Genomic DNA, 18,489 nt, shown 5'->3' on the forward strand with positions numbered 1-18,489 from the left:
TGCTTTCAACGGGTTCACGTGTATTTGTCGGAAATGGACAAGGAAGAGCACACGTCCTGGGAGCGCCGGGTCGAGAATCCCGACGCGGGCCTGCGCCTGGATCGTTTCTGGGCCAGGGAGTTGGCCCCGGAGGGCGTCTCGCGCGAACAGGTCAAGGACTGGATCAAGTCCGGCCGCGCTCTGCTGGACGGGGTGGTCTGCGCCAAGCCCAATCAGCGCCTGGACGGCGGCGAGTCCCTGCGTCTAACCGGCGAGTCCCGCGCCGGGCGACTCGCCGCCGAGGACGGAGTCCTGGACCTGATCCACCGCGACGCCCACCTGGTGGTTCTGGACAAACCCGCCGGGCTGACCACGCATCCCGCGCCCGGGCTCTCGGCGGGCACCCTGGTGCATCGTCTGCTGCACCACTTCCCGGAGATACGGGTGCTGGACGAGCAGCGGCCGGGCATCGTGCATCGCCTGGACAAGGACACCTCGGGCGTCATGGCCGTGGCCCTGACCTCGGAGGCCCGCCTCGCCCTGGCCCGGGACTTCGCCGAGCGACGGGTGTCCAAGGCCTATCTGGCCCTGGTGCATGGGCGGCCCCGGCGGGACGAGGGCCGGGTGGACGCGCCCATCGGACGTCATCCGACTCAGAAAACCAAGATGGCCGTGGTGGAGAAGGGCGGTCGTCCGGCCGAGAGCGCCTGGCGGGTGCTCTGGAGCGACCCTGAGGGCCGGGCCAGCCTGCTTCTGGTGCGCATCTTCACCGGCCGCACGCATCAGATTCGCGTCCATATGGCCCACGTCGGCCACCCCATCGTGGGCGACGCGGTCTACGGCCCGCGTGAGCACGCGGCCTGGAAGGCCCGGGGAGAGGCGGCCGCCGCCCTGGCCGGACGCCAGATGCTGCATGCCTTCTTCCTGGCGCTCACCCATCCGGCGACCGGCGGCAGGATGTATTTCCGACGCAAGCCGCCCGTCGATTTCCTGGAGCTTCTGACGGCCCTGGACCAACGCTGCCTGCGTCTGGCCGTGGTGGGCCGCACGGGCTCGGGCAAATCGGCCCTGCTGCGGGCCCTGGCCGCGCGCGGGGTTCCGGTCTTTTCGGCCGATGCCGAGGTGGCCGGGCTGTACGCCCCGGACGGCGACGGCGCGGCCCTGCTGACCCGGCGTTTCGGCGACGTGTTCATCGCGGCGGACGGCGGGGTGGACAAGACCGCGCTCATGGACGCCATGCGGCGTTCGGACGGCCTGCGCCGGGAGATCATGGATATGATCCATCCCCTGGTCTGGCACCGGCTGGAGGTCTTCTGGACCGCCAACGCCGCGGCCGAGGTGGCGGTTGCCGAGATTCCGCTGCTGCAGGAGTCCGGCCGGGCCGATGCGGTCGATCTGCTGGCCGGGATCTGGCGGCCGGAGGAGGTTCGCCGGGCCGACGTGCTGGCCGGACGCGGCCTGGACGCCGAAACCCTGGCCCTGTTTGATTCCTGGCAATGGCCCGGGCCCGCCAAGCTGCGCGCCTGCCATCTCGTTTTGGACAACTCCGGGAGCCTGGCCGATCTGGAGCGCCGGGCCGGGGCCCTGCTCAAGATCGCGCGCGGTGTCGCAGTCCGGCGGCGGGAGGCGGCCGCGCGGAGATTCGAGGCGCTCTGGGAGCGGCTGGAGCGGGAACTGGCCGCCGTCGACGGGGAGGCCGGGACGTGATCCCCCTGCGCGACAACGTGCCCCGGCTGACCATTCCCTACGTGGTCTGGGGCATCATCATCCTGAACGTGCTGGCCTTTCTCTTCCAGACGAGCCTGCCGCCCTGGGACCGCAACGCCCTGGTCCATCTCTTCGGCGTGGTCCCGCTGCGCTACTTCAACCCGGAGTGGGCCCGGGTCCACGGCCTGTCGCAGTCCCTCTGGCCCGCGCTGACGTACATGTTCCTGCACGGCGGCTGGTGGCATCTCATCATCAACATGTGGATGCTCTGGATTTTCGCCGACAACGTGGAGGACGCCGCCGGACATGTCGGCTTCGCGATCTTCTACGTGCTCTGCGGATTGGCGGCCCTGGCCGCGCATCTCATCCTGAACCTGGGCTCGCCGGTGCCGGTCATCGGGGCCTCCGGGGCCATCGCCGGGGTCATGGGGGCCTATTTCGTGCTCTATCCCCGGGGCACGGTGCACACCCTCATTCCGATCTTCTTCATTCCCTGGTTCGTGGACATCCCGGCGCCCTTCTTTCTGGGTTTCTGGTTCCTGACCCAGATCATCTCCGGGGTGGCCTCCCAGGGCGGCGGGGGCGTGGCCTGGTGGGCGCACGTGGGCGGCTTCCTGGCCGGAGTCGTGCTCATCCGTTTTTTCCGCAGTCCCCGGAGCTGCCCTTCCTGTTACAACCGGGGCACGCGCCAGTACGAGTGGCGGCGGCCCGGTCCCTGATCCCGCCCGGTCAGCGCCCCGGAATCAGGAAGGACTGGACCCGCTCCACGCCCGGAACGGCTGTCGCCGCCTCCCTGACCCGCTCGGCCGCGGCCTGGTCCGGCACGGTTCCCAGGAGCACGGCCACGCCGTTGACCACCTCGACCTCCAGCCGTCCGGCGGAGATGGCCTTGTCCGCCGCCAGGACGGCCCGCACCCGGTCGGCCACCTCGGGATCGGCGGAGGCGTCGCCGGTTTCGGGCAGGAAGTAGATTTCCACCGAGAGGACGCCGTCCGCCGCGCGCGCCGTGGTCACCGCGAAATTCTGGAAGGCCGCGTCGTCCAGCCGCCCCACGAGGTAGACCCGGCCGTCGAAGCAGGAAACCTTCACGGCCAGTCCTTTTTGCTTGTCCTTGTCCAGGAGCTTGGCCTTGATGGTGTTGGCGATGCGTTGGTCTCCGCTGAGGGTGGCCAAGCCGCGCCCGGCGGTTGTCGGTTCCTTCGTCTTCTGGGGCACGAAGCCGGAGGCGCAGAAGAGCAGGGCCAGGACGGCGCAGAGGGTCGCCGGGCGGGAGAGGGCGGGCATGGAGACCTCCTTGACTGAGGCGATCCTACGCAACCGGAAGGCCGCTGTGAAGTCGGGCGTCGGCTTCTTGACTTCTCCTTCTTTCACGTTACCTTGTAGCATCGAGGCGGACCGCGCCGACGGTCCCGATCAAGGAGTGTGGCAAGACGATGTCCGTCGAATACAAGGACTATTATAAGATTCTCGGAGTCTCCAAGACCGCCTCCCAAGAGGAGGTCTCCAAGGCCTTCAAGAAGCTGGCCCGCAAGTACCACCCGGACCTCAACCCGGGCGACCCCAAGGCCGAGGGCAAGTTCAAGGAGGCCAACGAGGCGTACGAGGTGCTCAAGGACCCCGAGAAACGCAAGCTCTACGACACCCTGGGGCCCAACTGGCAGCAGGGACAGGGCTTCCAGCCGCCTCCGGGCTACGAGAACATGCGCTTCAACTTCGGCGGCCAGGAGTTCGGCGGGGGCTCGGGCTTCAGCGACTTCTTCGAGACCATCTTCGGAGGCCGGGGATTCGGCGGCCAGGGTTTCGGGGGGCAGGAGTTCGGCGGCCGGGAGTTTCGCCAGCGTCCCCGGCGCGGCCAGGACGCCGAGGCCGCCTATGAGATTTCCCTGGAGGACGCCTTCCGAGGCGGGCCCCAGTCCATCACGCTCTCGGAGCACGTGCCCGGGCCCGACGGCCTGCCCCGGATGAGCACCAAGACGCTCAGCGTCACGGTGCCCGCCGGAGTCAAGGACGGCCAGCGCATCCGCTTGGCCGGGCAGGGCAACCCGGGCAGCGCGGGCGGCCCGGCGGGTGATCTCTACCTCAAGATCAGGCTCGCCCCGCATCCGCTGTACAAGGTCAAGGACGAGGACCTGGTCTACGACCTGAAGCTCACGCCCTGGGAGGCCGCGCTGGGCGCGACCGTGCGCGTGCCCACCCTGGACGGGGGCGTGGAGATGAAGATTCCCGCCGGCATCGGCAGCGGCAAGAAGCTGCGCCTGCGCGGCAAGGGCCTGGGCTGCGGCGACAGCCGCGGCGACCAGTTGGTGCGGATCATGATCCAGACCCCGGACCGCCTCTCCGACGAGGAGCGGCGGCTCTGGGAGGAGCTGGCCCGGAAGTCCTCCTTCCGGCCCAGGGACTAGGAGGACGTGGGCATGACCAAACGTGTTCAGGAAACGCTCGTGACCGTGGGCTGCACCCTGCCCGAGCCGTCGGAGCAGGTGGCCTGGGCCCAGCTCGTGGAGCTGACCGGGATCGCGCCCGCCTGCATGGGCGAGCTGGTGGAGATGGGCTGGGTGGAGCCGGTGCGCACCGGGGCCGAGGGCTACCTCTTCCGCATGCGCGACGTCTACCGCATCCAGAAGCTGCTGCGTCTGAGCAACGATCTGGGCATCTCCGTGGCCGGGGCGAGCATCATCGTGGATCTGCTGGCCCGCATCGAGGAACTGGAAAAGGAGGTGGCCGAGCTGCGGCGGCTGCTCTAGCCGCGCGCCCGGTACGCCGAGATCATCATACGAGACTGCAAGGAGGTTCCGCATGGACCCCAACAAGCTGACCCAGAAATCCCAACAGGCCCTCAGCGAGGCCCAGAGCTTGGCCGTCCGCTTCGGGCAGCAGCAGATCGACGCCGAGCATCTGCTGGCGGCCCTGGTGGCCCAGGAGGGCGGGCTGGTGCCCGAGATCCTCAAGAAGTGCGGCATCGAGCCCGGGGCCTATGCCCAGGCCGTGGAGGCCGAGGTCCGCAGGCTGCCCAGCGTGAGTGGGCCCGGAGCCCAGCCCGGCCAGGTCTTCGTGACGCCGCGCCTGTCGAGCCTGATCGTGCGCGCCGAGGACGCGGCCAAGCGGATGCAGGACGAGTTCGTGAGCGTGGAGCACCTGTTCTTGGCCCTGCTGGACGAATCGCCGTCCAGCGGCGTGGGCCGGGTGAACCGCCAGTTCAATCTGAACCGCGACAAGGTTCTCGGCGTGCTCACCGAGGTGCGCGGCAAGCAGCGCGTGACCTCGGACAACCCGGAGGCCACCTACGACGCGCTCAAGAAGTACGGCCGCGACCTGGTGGCCGAGGCCAAGGCGGGCAAGCTCGACCCGGTCATCGGCCGGGACGCCGAAATCCGCCGGACCATCCGCATCCTCTCGCGCCGGACCAAGAACAATCCCGTGCTCATCGGCGAGGCGGGCGTGGGCAAGACCGCCATCGTGGAGGGCCTGGCCCAGCGCATCGTCAAGCAGGACGTGCCCGAGGGGTTGAAGGACAAGATCGTCTTCGCCCTGGACATGGGCGCGCTCATCGCCGGGGCCAAGTACCGGGGCGAGTTCGAGGAAAGGCTCAAGGCCGTGCTCAAGGAAGTCCAGCAGTCCGAGGGCCGCATCCTGCTCTTCATCGACGAGCTGCACACCATCGTGGGCGCGGGCAAGGCCGAGGGCGCCATGGACGCGGGCAACCTGCTCAAGCCCATGCTGGCCCGGGGCGAACTGCACTGCATCGGCGCGACCACCACGGACGAGTACCGCAAGTACATCGAGAAGGACCCGGCGCTGGAACGCCGCTTCCAGCCGGTGATGGTCGACGAGCCGAGCGTGGAGGACACCATCTCCATCCTGCGCGGCCTGCGCGAGCGCTTCGAGGTGCACCACGGCGTGCGCATCAGCGACGCGGCCGTGGTCGAGGCCGCCGTGCTCTCGGCCCGCTACATCTCCGACCGCCAGCTCCCGGACAAGGCCATCGACCTCATTGACGAGGCTGCGGCCCTCATCCGCACCGAGATCGACTCCCAGCCCTACGAACTGGACAAGGCCAACCGCACGGCCCTGCAACTGGAGATCGAGCGCGAGGCCCTCAAGCGCGAGACCGACAAGGCCAGCAAGGAAAGGCTGAAGAAGCTCGAAGAGGAGCTGGAGGAGGTCAAGGCCGGGCAGGCCGAGTTGCAGGGGCAGTGGGAGCGCGAGAAGAGTTCCATCGAGAGCCTGCGCCGCCTCAAGGAGGACATCGAGCGCACCCGCCACGAGGTGGAGGAGGCCGAGCGGCAGCTCGACTACAACAAGGCCGCCGAACTGCGCTATTCCAAGCTGCACGCCCTTGAGAAGCAGTTGGCCGACTCCGAGGCCTCGCTCTCCGAGGACGGCAAGCCCCGGTTGGTCAAGGAGGAGGTGGGCCCGGACGACGTGGCTTCGGTCATCTCCCGCTGGACCGGCATCCCCGTGGCCCGGCTCCTGGAGGGCGAGCGCGAGAAGCTGCTCCGGCTGGAGGATATCCTGCACGCCCGGGTGGTGGGCCAGGACGCGGCCGTCACCGCCGTGGCCGACGCCGTGCTGCGCGCCCGCGCGGGGCTCAAGAATCCCAAGCGGCCCATCGGCTCGTTCATCTTCCTGGGCCCCACGGGCGTGGGCAAGACCGAGCTGTCCAAGGCCCTGGCCGAGGCCCTGTTCGACTCCGAGGAGAACATGATCCGCCTGGACATGTCGGAGTACATGGAGAAGCACACCGTGGCCCGGCTCATCGGCGCGCCTCCGGGCTACATCGGCTATGACGAGGGCGGCCAGCTCACCGAGGCCGTGCGCCGCAAGCCCTACGCCGTGGTGCTCTTCGACGAGATCGAGAAGGCCCACCCGGACGTCTTCAACGCCCTGTTGCAGATCCTGGACGACGGGCGGCTCACGGACAGCCACGGCCGGACCGTGGACTTCAAGAACACGATCATCATCATGACCTCCAACCTGGGAGCCCAGTACCTCCTGGACGGCATCGAGCCGGACGGGAGCTTCAAGCCGGGCACCGAGGACGCGGTGATGAACACCCTGCGCACCAACTTCCGGCCCGAGTTCCTGAACCGGGTGGACGAGACCGTGCTCTTCAAGCCGCTCCTGCAGGAGCAGCTCATGAAGATCGTGGACCTCCTGCTGGCCGGGCTGCGTTCCCGCCTGGAGGACCGCAAGATCGGCCTCGACCTCACGGACCGGGCCAAGGCCTTCATCGCCCAGTCGGCCTACGATCCGGTCTTCGGCGCGCGGCCGCTGCACCGCTACCTCCAGTCGCGCCTGGAAACGCCCCTGGCCAAGGAGCTCATCTCCGGCAGGCTGGAGGACGGCCGAAACGTGACCGTGGATGTGGACAAGGACAAGCTAATCTTTAGGTGAGATTATGGTTTGTAAGCTTTGTGGCCAGGTGAGAAAGCTTGTAAAAGCGCACATAATTCCACGCTCATTTTATGCTAGAGTATCTGATTCTCAATTCGGCACGTTAGTTTTGACAGATGTAGATGGGGAATATCCAAAAAAATGTTATTCTGGATTATATGACGATACAATATTGTGTAGTTATTGTGATAATAATATAATTGGAGTTTACGATGATTATGCGAAAAAAATATTCGTAGATGAGCTATTCAATATTGATCCAATATTTTTTGGTGGTGAAGTTGTTGGGTATAAAACAAATGATATTGATTACATAAAAACAAAAATGTTCTTTATTTCAGTGCTATGGCGAGCCTCTGTGTCAAGCCAGCATCACTTTAAAGGTGTTTCATTAGGTCCATTTGAAGAAATAGCGCGAAAGATGATTTTTACTAATGATCCTGCACAAAAAGATGATTTTTCTGTAATAATTTATAAACTTTCTGATGTTGATTATGCAATGTTCACACCTTATTTGACTAAACAAGATGGTGTAAATTTTTATAAGGTATTTTTACCTGGATATTGTGCCTTTGTAAAAGTCGATAAACGCAAGGCGCCTGAATCGTTGAGGTATGCACAAATAACTGCAAATGAGCCGATTAGAATTGTTTCAAAACAATTGATTGGGAGTAGAGACGGCAGAGCCGCAAGTAAAATAGCGCAGGCAAACTTAGGTAGAATAAAAATCCGTGAGCCTAATTAGCAAGGAAGACCTCGAATCCTACGCCGACGTTCTGTTCTGGGCGTTGGGCACGTCGCGGGCGATGCCGTTCAAGAACGGCGACCTCGTGCTCGTGCGCTACGACGTGCCCGCCGTTGACCTGGCCGAGGCGGTCTACGCCCGGCTCATCGACGCCCATCTCCATCCGCTCTGCCTCTCCCGGCCGACCCCGGGCATGGAGGCCTGCCTTTGCGAGAGCGGCAGCTTCGGCCAGCTCACCTTCGAGCGGCCGGGCGAGGTGGAGCTGTTCCAGAAGACCGCCGGCGTGCTGAACATCCTGGCCCCGGCCGATCCCGCCCACCTGGCCCACGTGGACCCCAGGGTGGTGGACCAGATGCGCCAGGGCCGTCTGCACGCGGGACAGATCCTGGAGCGTCGCCGCCGGGCCGGGCTCCTGGGCTGGACCACCTGCCTCCATCCCACCCAGGCCCTGGCCGACGCGGCCGGGGTGGACCTGGAGGAATACGCCCGGCTCCTGGCCCGGGCCTGCTATCTGAACATGGCCGACCCGGTGCGCGAGTGGAAGCGCCTGCGCGAGGAGGTGGAGGACACCGGCCGCTGGCTGGACGGGCTGAAGGCCACGTCCTACCGCCTGGAGTCCGCCTCCTGCGACCTGACCGTGGAGCCCGGGCCGCACCGCCGCTTCGTGGGCGTGAACGGGGCCAACATCCCGGGCGGGGAGCTGTACATCGCCCCGGACGGCCGCTCGGCGCGCGGGGTCTTCTATGCCGACCAGCCCTCCCTGCACATGGGCCACCTCGTGCTCGGCGCACGCCTGGAGTTCCAGAACGGCATCGCCGTGCGCGCCGAGGCCGCCAGGGGAGGGCAGTTCCTCCAGCAGCGGCTCTACGCCGACGCCGGAGCCCGTCGTCTGGGCGAGTTCTCGCTCACCGACAGCCGCTTCTCGCGCGTGACGCGGTTCATGGCCCACACCCTGCTGGACGAGAACCTGGGCGGGGAGCGGGGCAACTGCCACATCGCCCTGGGCTCCGCGCCGCTCTCCAGCTATTCCGGCCCGCTGGAGATCCTCACGCCGGAGATGGAGGCCGAATTCGGCTTCAACGTCTCGGCCCTGCACTGGGATCTGGTGAACACCGAGTCCAAGGTCGTGACCGCCGCCCTGCCCGGCGGGGCCGCGCGCGTGATCTACGAGAACGGCCGCTTTCTCCGCTGAATCGTACGGAAAAAAACCGTCCGTCCGGCCGCTGCCCGTTGACAACCCTTGAGCGGTGCTTACCTCATGGGCGCGGCGGTCTTCCGCCGCGATTTTTTGACGCGAGGTGACGCATGTCCGTTGAGGAAAGCAAGGATCGGGAGATTCCCGTGACCAATGGTGACACGGCTCCGGGCGAGGGCCCTGAGCTGACTCTGAGCGAGGAGGAGCTGGCCGCGCTCTGCAAGAGCCACGTCTGTCCCGGCTGCGAGGTCATGAAACAGGCCGAGGACGTGCGTTTGCGCTCCCTGGCCGAGGCCGACAACACGCGCAAGCGGCTTTCGCGCGAGACCGAGGAGTTGCGGCGGTTCGCCTGCCAGTCCGTGCTGGCCGATCTGCTGCCCGTGCTGGACAACCTGGACCTGGCCCTGAACCACGCCCCGGGCGAGGGCTGCAAGGACTTCGTGCTGGGCGTGGAGATGACCCGCAAGGTCTTCCTGGACATCCTCAAGAACCACGGCCTGACTCCCGTGGACGAGACCGGGGTGCTCTTCGACCCCAACCGCCACGAAGCCCTCGGCGCGGTGCAGGACCCCAATCTGCCCGACGGCTTCGTGACCCAGGTGGCCCAGAAGGGCTATCTGCTCAAGGACCGGCTCCTGCGGCCGGCCAAGGTTCTGGTGAACAAGCCGCAATAAATGCGGAACCGGCTCCTTTACAATCGGACAACAGGACTTATCCCAAACGGGACGGCGGGTTCCCGCCGAACAGACGAAACGAATTCTTCCAACTGAGGAGGACGAGATAATGGGCAAGATCATCGGGATCGACCTCGGGACCACCAACTCCTGCGTCTACGTCATGGAGGGCAAGGACCCGAAGTGCATCACCAACCCCGAAGGCGGGCGGACCACCCCCTCCATCGTCGCCTTCACCGACAAGGAACGGCTGGTGGGCGAGCTGGCCAAGCGCCAGGCCGTGACCAACCCGGACAAGACCGTTTTCGCCATCAAACGCCTCATGGGCCGCGCCTTCGCCGCCCCCGAGGTGGACAAGTGGAAGGGCCATTGTCCCTATCGCATCGTGGACGGCAAGGGCGGCGACGCCTGGGTTGAGATCGCGGGCAAGAAATACAGCCCGCCGGAGGTCTCGGCCATGATCCTGCAGAAGCTGAAGCAGGACGCCGAAACCTACCTGGGCGAGCCCGTGACCGAGGCGGTCATCACCGTGCCCGCCTACTTCAACGACTCCCAGCGCCAGGCCACCAAGGACGCGGGCAAGATCGCGGGCCTGGAGGTCAAGCGCATCATCAACGAGCCCACGGCGGCCTCCCTGGCCTACGGCTTCGACAAGAAGCGCAACGAGAAGATCGCGGTCTTCGACCTGGGCGGCGGCACGTTCGACATTTCCATCCTGGAGGTCGGCGACAACGTCGTGGAAGTCCGGGCCACCAACGGCGACACCTTCCTCGGCGGCGAGGACTTCGACCACCGCGTGATCCAGTATCTGGTGGAGGAGTTCCAGCGCGAGAACGGCATCGACCTTTCCAAGGACCGCATGGCCCTCCAGCGCCTCAAGGAGGCCGCCGAGAAGGCCAAGAAGGAACTCTCCAGCTCCATGGAGACGGAGATCAACCTGCCCTTCATCACCGCGGACCAGAACGGCCCCAAACACCTCATGATCAAGCTCACCCGGGCCAAGCTGGAGAAGCTGGTGGAGGACCTGGTGGACCGCACGGCGGAGCCCTGCCGCAAGGCCCTCAAGGACGCCGGGCTGTCGTCCAAGGAAATCGACGAGGTGGTCCTGGTCGGCGGCATGACCCGCATGCCCCTGGTGCAGCAGAAGGTGAAGGAGTTCTTCGGCAAGGAGCCCAACCGCTCCGTGAACCCGGACGAGGTCGTGGCCATGGGCGCGGCCATCCAGGGCGGCATCCTGGCCGGTGACGTCAAGGACGTGCTCCTGCTCGACGTGACCCCGCTGTCGCTGGGCATCGAGACCATGGGCGGCGTGTTCACCCGGCTCATCGACCGCAACACGACCATCCCGACCCGCAAGAGCCAGGTCTTCACCACGGCCGCCGACAACCAGCCTTCGGTGTCGATCCACGTGCTCCAGGGCGAACGGCCCATGGCGGGCGACAACATGACCCTGGGCCGCTTCGAGCTCACCGGCCTGCCCCCGGCCCCGCGCGGCGTGCCCCAGGTGGAAGTCACCTTCGACATCGACGCCAACGGCATCGTGAACGTCTCGGCCAAGGATCTGGGCACCGGCAAGGAGCAGTCCATCCGCATCACGGCCTCCAGCGGCCTGTCCGACTCGGACATCGACCGCATGGTCAAGGACGCCGAGGCCCACGCCGAGGACGACCGCAAGAAGCAGCAGGTCATCGAGGCCCGCAATCAGGCCGACAACCTGATCTACACCACGGAGAAGACCCTGCGCGACATCGGCTCGGGCGTGGACCCCGTGCTCAAGGGCGACATCGAGAACCGGGTCGAGGAACTGAAGAAGGTTCTCGGCGGGGACGACGTGGAGGCCATCAAGCGGGCCACCGACGCCCTGTCCAGCGCTTCGCACAAGCTGGCCGAACAGCTCTACGCCCAGAAAACCCAGGCCCAGGGCGCGGGAGGCCAGCAGGCCCAGCAGCCCGGCGCCGGGGAGCAGCAGGCCCAGGGCCGCAAGGATGACGACGACGTGGTCGACGCCGACTACACCGAGGTGAAGTAGCCCGGCCGCGCCCGGAGCGCTTGCCATGCACGGCCAACCGGTATAGCCTGACCCGGCCCGCGATCGACGCGGGCCGGGTTTTTTTCGCCCCATGCCGGGAACGGCCGCGCGCAAACCGCCGCCCTCTGGAGACGAGTCTTCATGATCTTCCGCCGCACCGCCTTCGCCGTCGCCCTGACGCTCTGCGCCGCGCTGCTCTTCGGCTGCGCCCAGCGCATCGCCTGGGCCCCCAGCGCCGAATCCGTGAATCTCATGACCACCCCGCAGCTCATGCAGGAGGCCGCCAAGGCCTATGACCAGCGCGACTGGGCCCGGGGCGAGTTGTATTACGGCCGCCTGCTCGAACGCGCCGACCTGTCCGGCCGCGACCGGCCCCTGGCGGCCCGCCGCCTGGCCGAGAGCGCCTTCGAGTCGCGCCACTACAACCAGTCCCTGGCCGCCCTGGACCTCTGGGCCAAGGCCGACAAGAAGGCCGTGGACGACTGGCGCTGGACCGACCTGAACATCCGCTCCCTGGCAGCCCTGGGCAAGGCGGCCGCCTTGGAGGAACAACGCGCCTGGCTGGCCGGGCGCAAGAACGTGCCCTGGGAGACGCGCCAAAAGGCCGCCCTGGCCTTCTTCGACGCCTTTTACGCGGACGGGCATCCGGTTCAGGCCCTGCAGGCCTTGGCCGACGCCTACCGCCTCGCCCCGGACGGCCCCTCCCGGGCGGCGCTGGAGAAGGATTTCCTGGTCCGCCTGGGGGCGCTCGGGGACAAGGATCTGAAGCGTCTGGCCGAGGCCGCGCCGTCCGAGGCCCGTTCGGCCTTTCCCTATGCCCTGACGGATTTCGAGAGGGCCCGCCGGGAAGCCAAGGGCAAGGACGACTGGGCCGAGAGCTGGCGGACCATGCGCGCGGTGTTGGCAGCCTCGCAGCTGGAGTCCAAGGACGTTCTCGCCCGCGATCTGCGTGAGCTGGAGAAGAAGCGGGGCGTGCCGCGCACCGGCGTGGCCCTGGCCCTGCCCCTGTCCGGCCGTTTCGCGGACGTGGGGCAGAAGATCGCCCGGGGCGCGTCCCTGGCCCAGTGGGCTCTGGCCAACGCGGGCCAGGAAACCGAGGTCCGGGTGATCAATACCGAGGTTCCGGGCTGGCCCGCCCGCCTGAACGAGCTGCCGCCGCATTTCTCCCTGGTGGGCGGCCCGTTGCGCATGGAGGCGGTCAAGGAGATGGAGCCCGCCGGGCTCTTGGCCAAGCGCGCCTTCTTCACCTTCCTGCCGAGCCTGGGCGACGTCCGCGAGGGCGCGCAGGCCTGGCGCTTCTTCCCCAGCGCCCGCGACCAGGCCCGGGCCGCGGCCAAGCTCGCCGTGGACGACCTGGGCATCCGCAACGTGGCCGTGCTGGCCCCGGAAGAGAAGTTCGGCCGCCATATGCGCGATCTCTTCGCCGAGGAGGTCGCGGCCCGGGGCGGGCACGTCTCGGTGACGGAAACCTACCCGCCGGGCGATCACCCGGAGTGGGGCAAGAGCGTGGCCCGGCTGCTGCATGTTCCGTTCAAGTCCGGCGGGACCGCGCCCAAGGCCGATTTCGGGGCAGTGTTCCTGCCCGATGGCTGGGCCCAGGCCCAAGTGCTCATCCCCAACTTCTTCTTTCATGAGTCCGGCTATCTCGTCTTCCTGGGACCGGAGATGTGGAGCCGTGCCCTGGACGAGTCCCGCGACCTGGAGGAGCAGTATTACCGGCTCACGGCCTGCTCCGGGGCCTGGGACCAGGAGAGTCCGGCGGCCCGGGCGCTTCAGTCCGCCCTGGACGAGCAGGGCTTGGGCGCGGCCGACTTCTGGGTGGCCCTGGGCTACGACTTCGTGCGTTTCGCGGCCCGCATGGGCGGCCTGGATTCGATCTCCCCGGCCGAGGTCAACGGCCGCTTGGCCCGCATGGAAGGCTTCGACTTCAGCCTCGCGCCCATGAGCTGGACCCCCGACGGCGCGGCCAGCGAGGCCCTGCACCTCTTCCAGCCCGCCAAGGACGGCAAGGTGGCGGCCGACCCCGCCCGCATGCACGAGAGCATCGCCAAGGCCCTGTCCCGGCGCGAACTGTTCATCAAGGCCGCCAACACCCAGCGGCAGGGCAAGGCGTCGGCCCCGGCGGCCGTCCCCGCCGCGCCCCAGCTGACGACGCCCGGGGAATTGGACCGCGACTGAGTCGCATCAAGGAGAAGTGATGAAGATCAGCCGAGAGGAAGTGTTTCGCGTGGCCCGTCTGGCCAGGCTGGAGCTGAGCGAGGACAAGGTGGAGCTGTTCGCCGGACAGGTGGGCGACATCCTGGACTACATCGACCAGCTCAACCGTCTGGACACCGAAGGCGTGGAGCCCATGTACGGCCCGGGTTCGAAGACGACGCTCCTGCGTCCCGACGAGGTTCGCCGGGAGTGCGGTCGGGAGCAGGTGTTGGCCAACGCGCCGGAAACCGACGGGGCCTTCTTCATCGTACCGCGCATTGTCTCCGCTGGACATTGATCCTGTTGCATGAGCAACTATTTAGTCTATTGAAGAGAACGGGAAAACCATGTCTGACCTGCATTTGAAGACGCTTTCCGAAATCCGGGGCCTGCTGGCCGAGCGCCGGGTGTCCGCCGAGGAGGCGACCAAAGCCTGCCTGGAGCGCATCGAGGCCACTGAGCCCACGATTCAGGCCCTGCTGCACGTGTCCGCCGAAACCGCGCTGGCCGAGGCCCGGACCTTGGACGCGGCCGGGCCTGACCCCGAGCGGCCGCTTTGGGGCGTGCCCCTGATCGTCAAGGACTGCCTGACCGCCAAGGGCCTGCCCGCCACGGCCGGGTCGCGCATCCTGGAAAACTTCGTCCCGTTCTACGACGCCACGGCCGTGGCCCGGCTCAAGGCGGCCGGGGCCGTGATCCTGGGCAAGTCCAACATGGACGAGTTCGCCATGGGCTCCAGCACCGAGAACTCGGCCTTTCAGCCCACCCGCAACCCCTGGGATGCGGAGCGGGTGCCCGGCGGGTCCAGCGGCGGCTCGGCCGCGGCGGTGGCCGCCTGCCAGGGCTTCGGGGCCCTGGGCACGGACACCGGCGGCTCCATCCGCCAGCCCGCCTCGTTCTGCGGCATCGTCGGGCTCAAACCCACCTACGGCCGCGTCTCGCGCTATGGGCTCATCGCCTACGGTTCGTCCCTGGACCAGATCGGGCCCATGACCCGCACGGTGGAGGACGCCGCGCGGCTGCTCCAGGTCATGGCCGGGCACGACACCCGCGATTCCACCAGCGTTGACGAGCCCGTGCCCGATTACCTGGCCGCTCTGTCGGCCCGGAGCGACCTCAAGGGGCTGACCATCGGCCTGCCCGAGGAGTATTGGGGCGAAGGCGTGGACCCCGAGGTGGCCGAGTGCTGCCGCGCGGCCGTGTCCCAGGCCGAGGCCCTGGGCGCGCGCACCGTTCCGGTGCCGCTCAGGCTCTCGGAGTACGCCGTGGCCGTGTACTACGTCATCGCCACGGCCGAGGCCTCCTCGAACCTGGCCCGCTTCGACGGCGTGCGTTACGGCCACCGCGACAAGCAGGCCCAGGATCTGATCGAGATGTACACCCGTTCTCGCACCCAGGGCTTCGGCGACGAGGTGCAGCGGCGCATCATCCTGGGCACCTATGTGCTTTCGGCTGGCTACTACGACGCTTACTACCGCAAGGCCGCCCAGGTGCGCGCCCTGCTGCGCCGCGACTTCGACACGGCCTTCCAGACTTGCGACCTCATCGCCGGGCCGGTCTGTCCGACCACGGCCTTCCGCGTGGGTCAGATGACCAACGATCCGCTGCAGATGTACCTCATGGACATCTTCACCATCTCGGCCAACCTGGCGGGCATTCCGGGGCTGAGCCTGCCCTGCGGCCTCGGCCGCGACTCGGGGATGCCCGTCGGTCTCCAACTCATGGCCAAGCCCTTTTCCGAGGACGTGTTGCTGTCCGCCGCCGACGTGCTGGAGCGGGCCCTGCCCAAACTGCCGCGGCCTGCCGGATTGGCTTAGCACACTGTTGAAAAAATGCGTCGCCCGCGTGGCGGCGTTGGAGCGGGCCCTTGTGCGCTGATGCCGCGCGGGGCCCCTTTTTTCGTGTCGCGTCCAGACTCCGCGTGCGTGGGATTTCCTGGGCGACGTTCTGCCGTCCGCTCCAGAGCGCGGCCAATCGGCCGCGTTTGGACGCCAGGATGTCCCGGTAGCCCCGCTCCATGCCGAGCATGGGCAACAGCTCCAGGAAGATGGTCTGGGGGATGTTTCCAATGCCCGGGACGGGGTCTGCCCAAGGGGGCTTCGGCCGTGGAGCAGCCGGTGGAAAAGGGATTTCCGCTTGCGTTCCCGAACGGCATTGCCTATCACTTGAAGTTGACGATTTGATATTGCCCCGACAGTACTTGGTTGCCGGGCGGACCGTTCTCCGGACAGGAAGGATGCGCAACGCCGAACCGTTCACGTTCACCCTCGGGGGAGTCCATCCCCCCGGCCGCAAGGCGCTCACCGCCGGCCTGCCCCTGGAGGTCATGCCGCCTCAATCCCGCTACGTGGTTTCCATGGCCCAGCACTTCGGCGCCCCGGCCGTGCCCCTGGTCAAGAAGGGCGACGCCGTGCGCGAGGGCCTGCGTATCGGCGGGGTGGACAAGTTCCTCGGCGCGGAGGTGCACAGCCCGGTGACGGGTACGGTGGTCTCCGTGGGCCGCGCGCCGCACCCCATCCTGGGCCCGGTGCCCGCCGTGGTCATCGAGCGCGACCCCGAGGCCCCGGACGCGGCCGTCACCCCTCTGGAGTGGGAAAGCCTTCAGGCTTGCGACATCCTGGCGCGCATCCGCGACGCCGGGGTGGTGGGCATGGGCGGCGCGGGCTTCCCCACCCACGTCAAGCTCTGTCCTCCGGCGAACCTCACGATCGACACCTGCATCCTCAACGGCGTGGAGTGCGAGAGCTACCTCACCGCCGACCACCGGCTCATGCTCGAACGCCCGGCGGACATCGTCCAGGGGCTGCGCATCCTGCTCAAGACGCTCGGCGCCGAGCGGGCCTTCATCGGCATCGAGAACAACAAGCCCGACGCCGTCGAAGCCCTGCGCGCGGCAGTGGCCGCAGCCGGAGAGGGAAAGCGCGTGACCGTGGCGGCCCTGGATGTGAAGTATCCCCAGGGCTCCGAGAAACAGCTCATCGAGGCTCTCACGGGCCGTCGGGTTCCCGCCGGTGGCTTGCCCGCGCACGTGGGCTGCGTGGTCCAGAACGTGGCCACGGCCAACGCCGTATACGAGGCCGTGGCCCTGGGCCGAAGCTGCTACGAACGGGTGGTCACGGTTTCGGGCCGGGGCGTGGCGCGCCAGGCCAACCTCGTCTGCCGCGTGGGCGTGACCCTGGCCGACCTGGCCGCGCACCTGGGCGGGCTGCGCGAGGAGGCCGTGAAGTGCGTGCTCGGCGGGCCTATGATGGGCTTCGCCGTGGCCGGGCTGGACTATCCCGTGACCAAGACCACCTCGGGCGTGCTCTTCCTCACGACCGAGGAGAGCCCGGAGTTCGAGCATGGTCCCTGCATCCGTTGCGGCCGCTGCCTGGACGCCTGCCCCATGGGCCTCATGCCCAACGAGATGTCCATCTACGCCGAACGCCGCAAGTACGACGGCATGCCGCGTTTCGGGCTCTGGGAGTGCTTCGAGTGCGGCTCCTGCTCCTACGTCTGTCCGGCCAAGCGGCCACTGGTCCAGTTCATCCGCGCGGGCAAGGCGCGGCTCAAGAGCGGGGCCGGAAAATGAGCGAACGGCTCTGGCGCGTCTCCATCTCGCCGCATCTGCGGGACGAGGCCACGGTGAGCGGGATCATGTGGACCGTGTTCGCCGTGCTCCTGCCCCAGCTGCTGCTCTCGGTCTTCACCTTCGGCCCGCGCGTCCTGGCCTTGGCGGCGGTGGGCGTGGGCACGGCCGTGCTTTCCGAGGCGCTCATGCAGCGGCTCCTGGGCAAGCCCGTGCGGATTTCCGACGGCAGCGCGGCGCTCACCGGCCTGCTCCTGGTCTATGTCCTGCCCCCGGGCGTGTCCCTGACCCTGCCGTTCTGGGGCTCGCTCTTCGCCATCTGCATCGGCAAGCAGCTTTTCGGCGGTCTGGGCTTCAACTTCTTCAATCCGGCGCTCATCGCCCGGGCCTTTCTCACCGTGGGTTTCCCGGTGGCCATGACCACGGCCTGGATCATGCCCGAGCTGCCGTCCTTCCTGGCCCGGCCCGACGCCCTGAGCTCGGCCACGCCGCTCTATCTGCTCAAGCATTCCGGCGCTGCGGCCTACGCCGCCCAGTTCGGCGGGGAGAAGGGCCTCTGGGCCGCGCTCCTGGGCTTCCGGCCCGGCTGCGTGGGCGAGACGAGCCCCGTGCTTCTGCTCCTGGGCGGGCTGTACCTGCTCCGCAAGCGGATCATCTCCTGGCACATTCCGTTGTCGATGATCGCCTGCGTCGCGCTTCTGGCCTGGATCTTCGGCCCGGAGGGCGTGTTCAGCGGCGATCCTTTGGTCCACGTGCTTTCCGGCGGCCTGATCCTGGGGGCTTTCTTCATGGCGACGGACTACGTGACCTCGCCCTCCAGGCCGGCGGCCAAGCTCCTGTACGGTGCCGGGGCAGGGGCGCTGACCATGCTCATCCGGCTCAAGGGGGGCTACCCCGAGGGCGTGTGCTACGCCATTTTGCTCATGAACTGTCTGAGCCCCGTGCTTGAGGAATGGGTCCGGCCCCGGCGTTTCGCCCCGCCGCTGCCCAAGGAATGAGGCC

Annotated in this window: 15 protein-coding genes; 14 read left to right on the plus strand and 1 reads right to left on the minus strand. The window is 67.2% G+C overall.

The window, feature by feature from the left end:
• The first annotated feature begins 18 nt into the window (after window positions 1-18).
• Both H587_RS17255 and H587_RS0104525 read left to right on the plus strand, forming a co-directional pair.
• On the plus strand, window positions 19-1,686 hold the full coding sequence (locus tag H587_RS17255; RefSeq protein ID WP_245560821.1) for a dephospho-CoA kinase: 1,668 nt from the start codon (window positions 19-21) through the stop codon (window positions 1,684-1,686).
• A complete protein-coding gene (locus H587_RS0104525) occupies window positions 1,683-2,405 on the plus strand; it encodes a rhomboid family intramembrane serine protease (RefSeq protein ID WP_027175257.1) in 723 nt (240 codons plus the stop codon). Before H587_RS17255 ends, H587_RS0104525 begins: the two co-directional genes overlap by 4 nt.
• Before the next feature lie 10 nt (window positions 2,406-2,415).
• On the opposite strand, the gene H587_RS17260 is transcribed toward H587_RS0104525, so the two are convergent.
• Window positions 2,416-2,970 (minus strand): BON domain-containing protein, encoded by a 555-nt coding sequence (locus tag H587_RS17260; protein ID WP_051202436.1) that lies wholly within the window; start codon window positions 2,968-2,970, stop codon window positions 2,416-2,418.
• Between the two features lie 149 nt (window positions 2,971-3,119).
• Here H587_RS17260 and H587_RS0104535 point away from each other — a divergent pair, with 149 nt between their 5' ends.
• From H587_RS0104535 to H587_RS0104585, 12 genes are all read left to right on the plus strand, one after another.
• Window positions 3,120-4,088, plus strand: coding sequence for a DnaJ C-terminal domain-containing protein (locus H587_RS0104535; RefSeq protein WP_027175258.1), 969 nt, complete (start codon window positions 3,120-3,122; stop codon window positions 4,086-4,088).
• Between the two features lie 12 nt (window positions 4,089-4,100).
• Window positions 4,101-4,430: a chaperone modulator CbpM gene (locus tag H587_RS0104540; RefSeq protein WP_051202437.1), complete on the plus strand. Its 330-nt coding sequence runs from the start codon at window positions 4,101-4,103 to the stop codon at window positions 4,428-4,430.
• 52 nt (window positions 4,431-4,482) lie between these two features.
• Entirely contained in the window at window positions 4,483-7,080 is a 2,598-nt protein-coding gene (gene clpB, locus H587_RS0104545) for an ATP-dependent chaperone ClpB (RefSeq protein WP_027175260.1), read from the plus strand.
• Between the two features lie 4 nt (window positions 7,081-7,084).
• On the plus strand, window positions 7,085-7,825 hold the full coding sequence (locus H587_RS20500; protein WP_156904446.1) for a hypothetical protein: 741 nt from the start codon (window positions 7,085-7,087) through the stop codon (window positions 7,823-7,825).
• Window positions 7,812-9,017: an aminopeptidase gene (locus H587_RS0104550; RefSeq protein WP_027175261.1), complete on the plus strand. Its 1,206-nt coding sequence runs from the start codon at window positions 7,812-7,814 to the stop codon at window positions 9,015-9,017. The genes H587_RS20500 and H587_RS0104550 overlap by 14 nt, the downstream gene beginning before the upstream one ends.
• A gap of 113 nt (window positions 9,018-9,130) precedes the next feature.
• Window positions 9,131-9,694, plus strand: coding sequence for a nucleotide exchange factor GrpE (locus H587_RS0104555; protein ID WP_027175262.1), 564 nt, complete (start codon window positions 9,131-9,133; stop codon window positions 9,692-9,694).
• Between the two features lie 109 nt (window positions 9,695-9,803).
• Window positions 9,804-11,723, plus strand: coding sequence for a molecular chaperone DnaK (gene dnaK, locus H587_RS0104560; protein WP_027175263.1), 1,920 nt, complete (start codon window positions 9,804-9,806; stop codon window positions 11,721-11,723).
• A gap of 141 nt (window positions 11,724-11,864) precedes the next feature.
• Entirely contained in the window at window positions 11,865-13,901 is a 2,037-nt protein-coding gene (locus H587_RS17265) for a penicillin-binding protein activator (protein ID WP_051202438.1), read from the plus strand.
• A 19-nt stretch (window positions 13,902-13,920) separates the two neighbouring features.
• A complete protein-coding gene (gatC, locus tag H587_RS0104570; RefSeq protein ID WP_027175264.1) occupies window positions 13,921-14,217 on the plus strand; it encodes an Asp-tRNA(Asn)/Glu-tRNA(Gln) amidotransferase subunit GatC in 297 nt (98 codons plus the stop codon).
• Between the two features lie 49 nt (window positions 14,218-14,266).
• The gene (gene gatA / locus H587_RS0104575) at window positions 14,267-15,736 is read left to right on the plus strand and encodes an Asp-tRNA(Asn)/Glu-tRNA(Gln) amidotransferase subunit GatA (RefSeq protein WP_027175265.1); all 1,470 of its coding nucleotides are present in this window, start codon (window positions 14,267-14,269) and stop codon (window positions 15,734-15,736) included.
• Between the two features lie 419 nt (window positions 15,737-16,155).
• The gene (gene rsxC / locus H587_RS0104580; protein WP_027175266.1) at window positions 16,156-17,490 is read left to right on the plus strand and encodes an electron transport complex subunit RsxC; all 1,335 of its coding nucleotides are present in this window, start codon (window positions 16,156-16,158) and stop codon (window positions 17,488-17,490) included.
• Entirely contained in the window at window positions 17,487-18,485 is a 999-nt protein-coding gene (locus tag H587_RS0104585; protein ID WP_027175267.1) for an RnfABCDGE type electron transport complex subunit D, read from the plus strand. The genes rsxC and H587_RS0104585 overlap by 4 nt, the downstream gene beginning before the upstream one ends.
• The last annotated feature ends 4 nt before the right edge of the window (window positions 18,486-18,489 follow it).

This window comes from Desulfovibrio aminophilus DSM 12254 (assembly GCF_000422565.1).
GTDB classification, from domain to species: Bacteria; Desulfobacterota; Desulfovibrionia; order Desulfovibrionales; family Desulfovibrionaceae; genus Aminidesulfovibrio; species Aminidesulfovibrio aminophilus.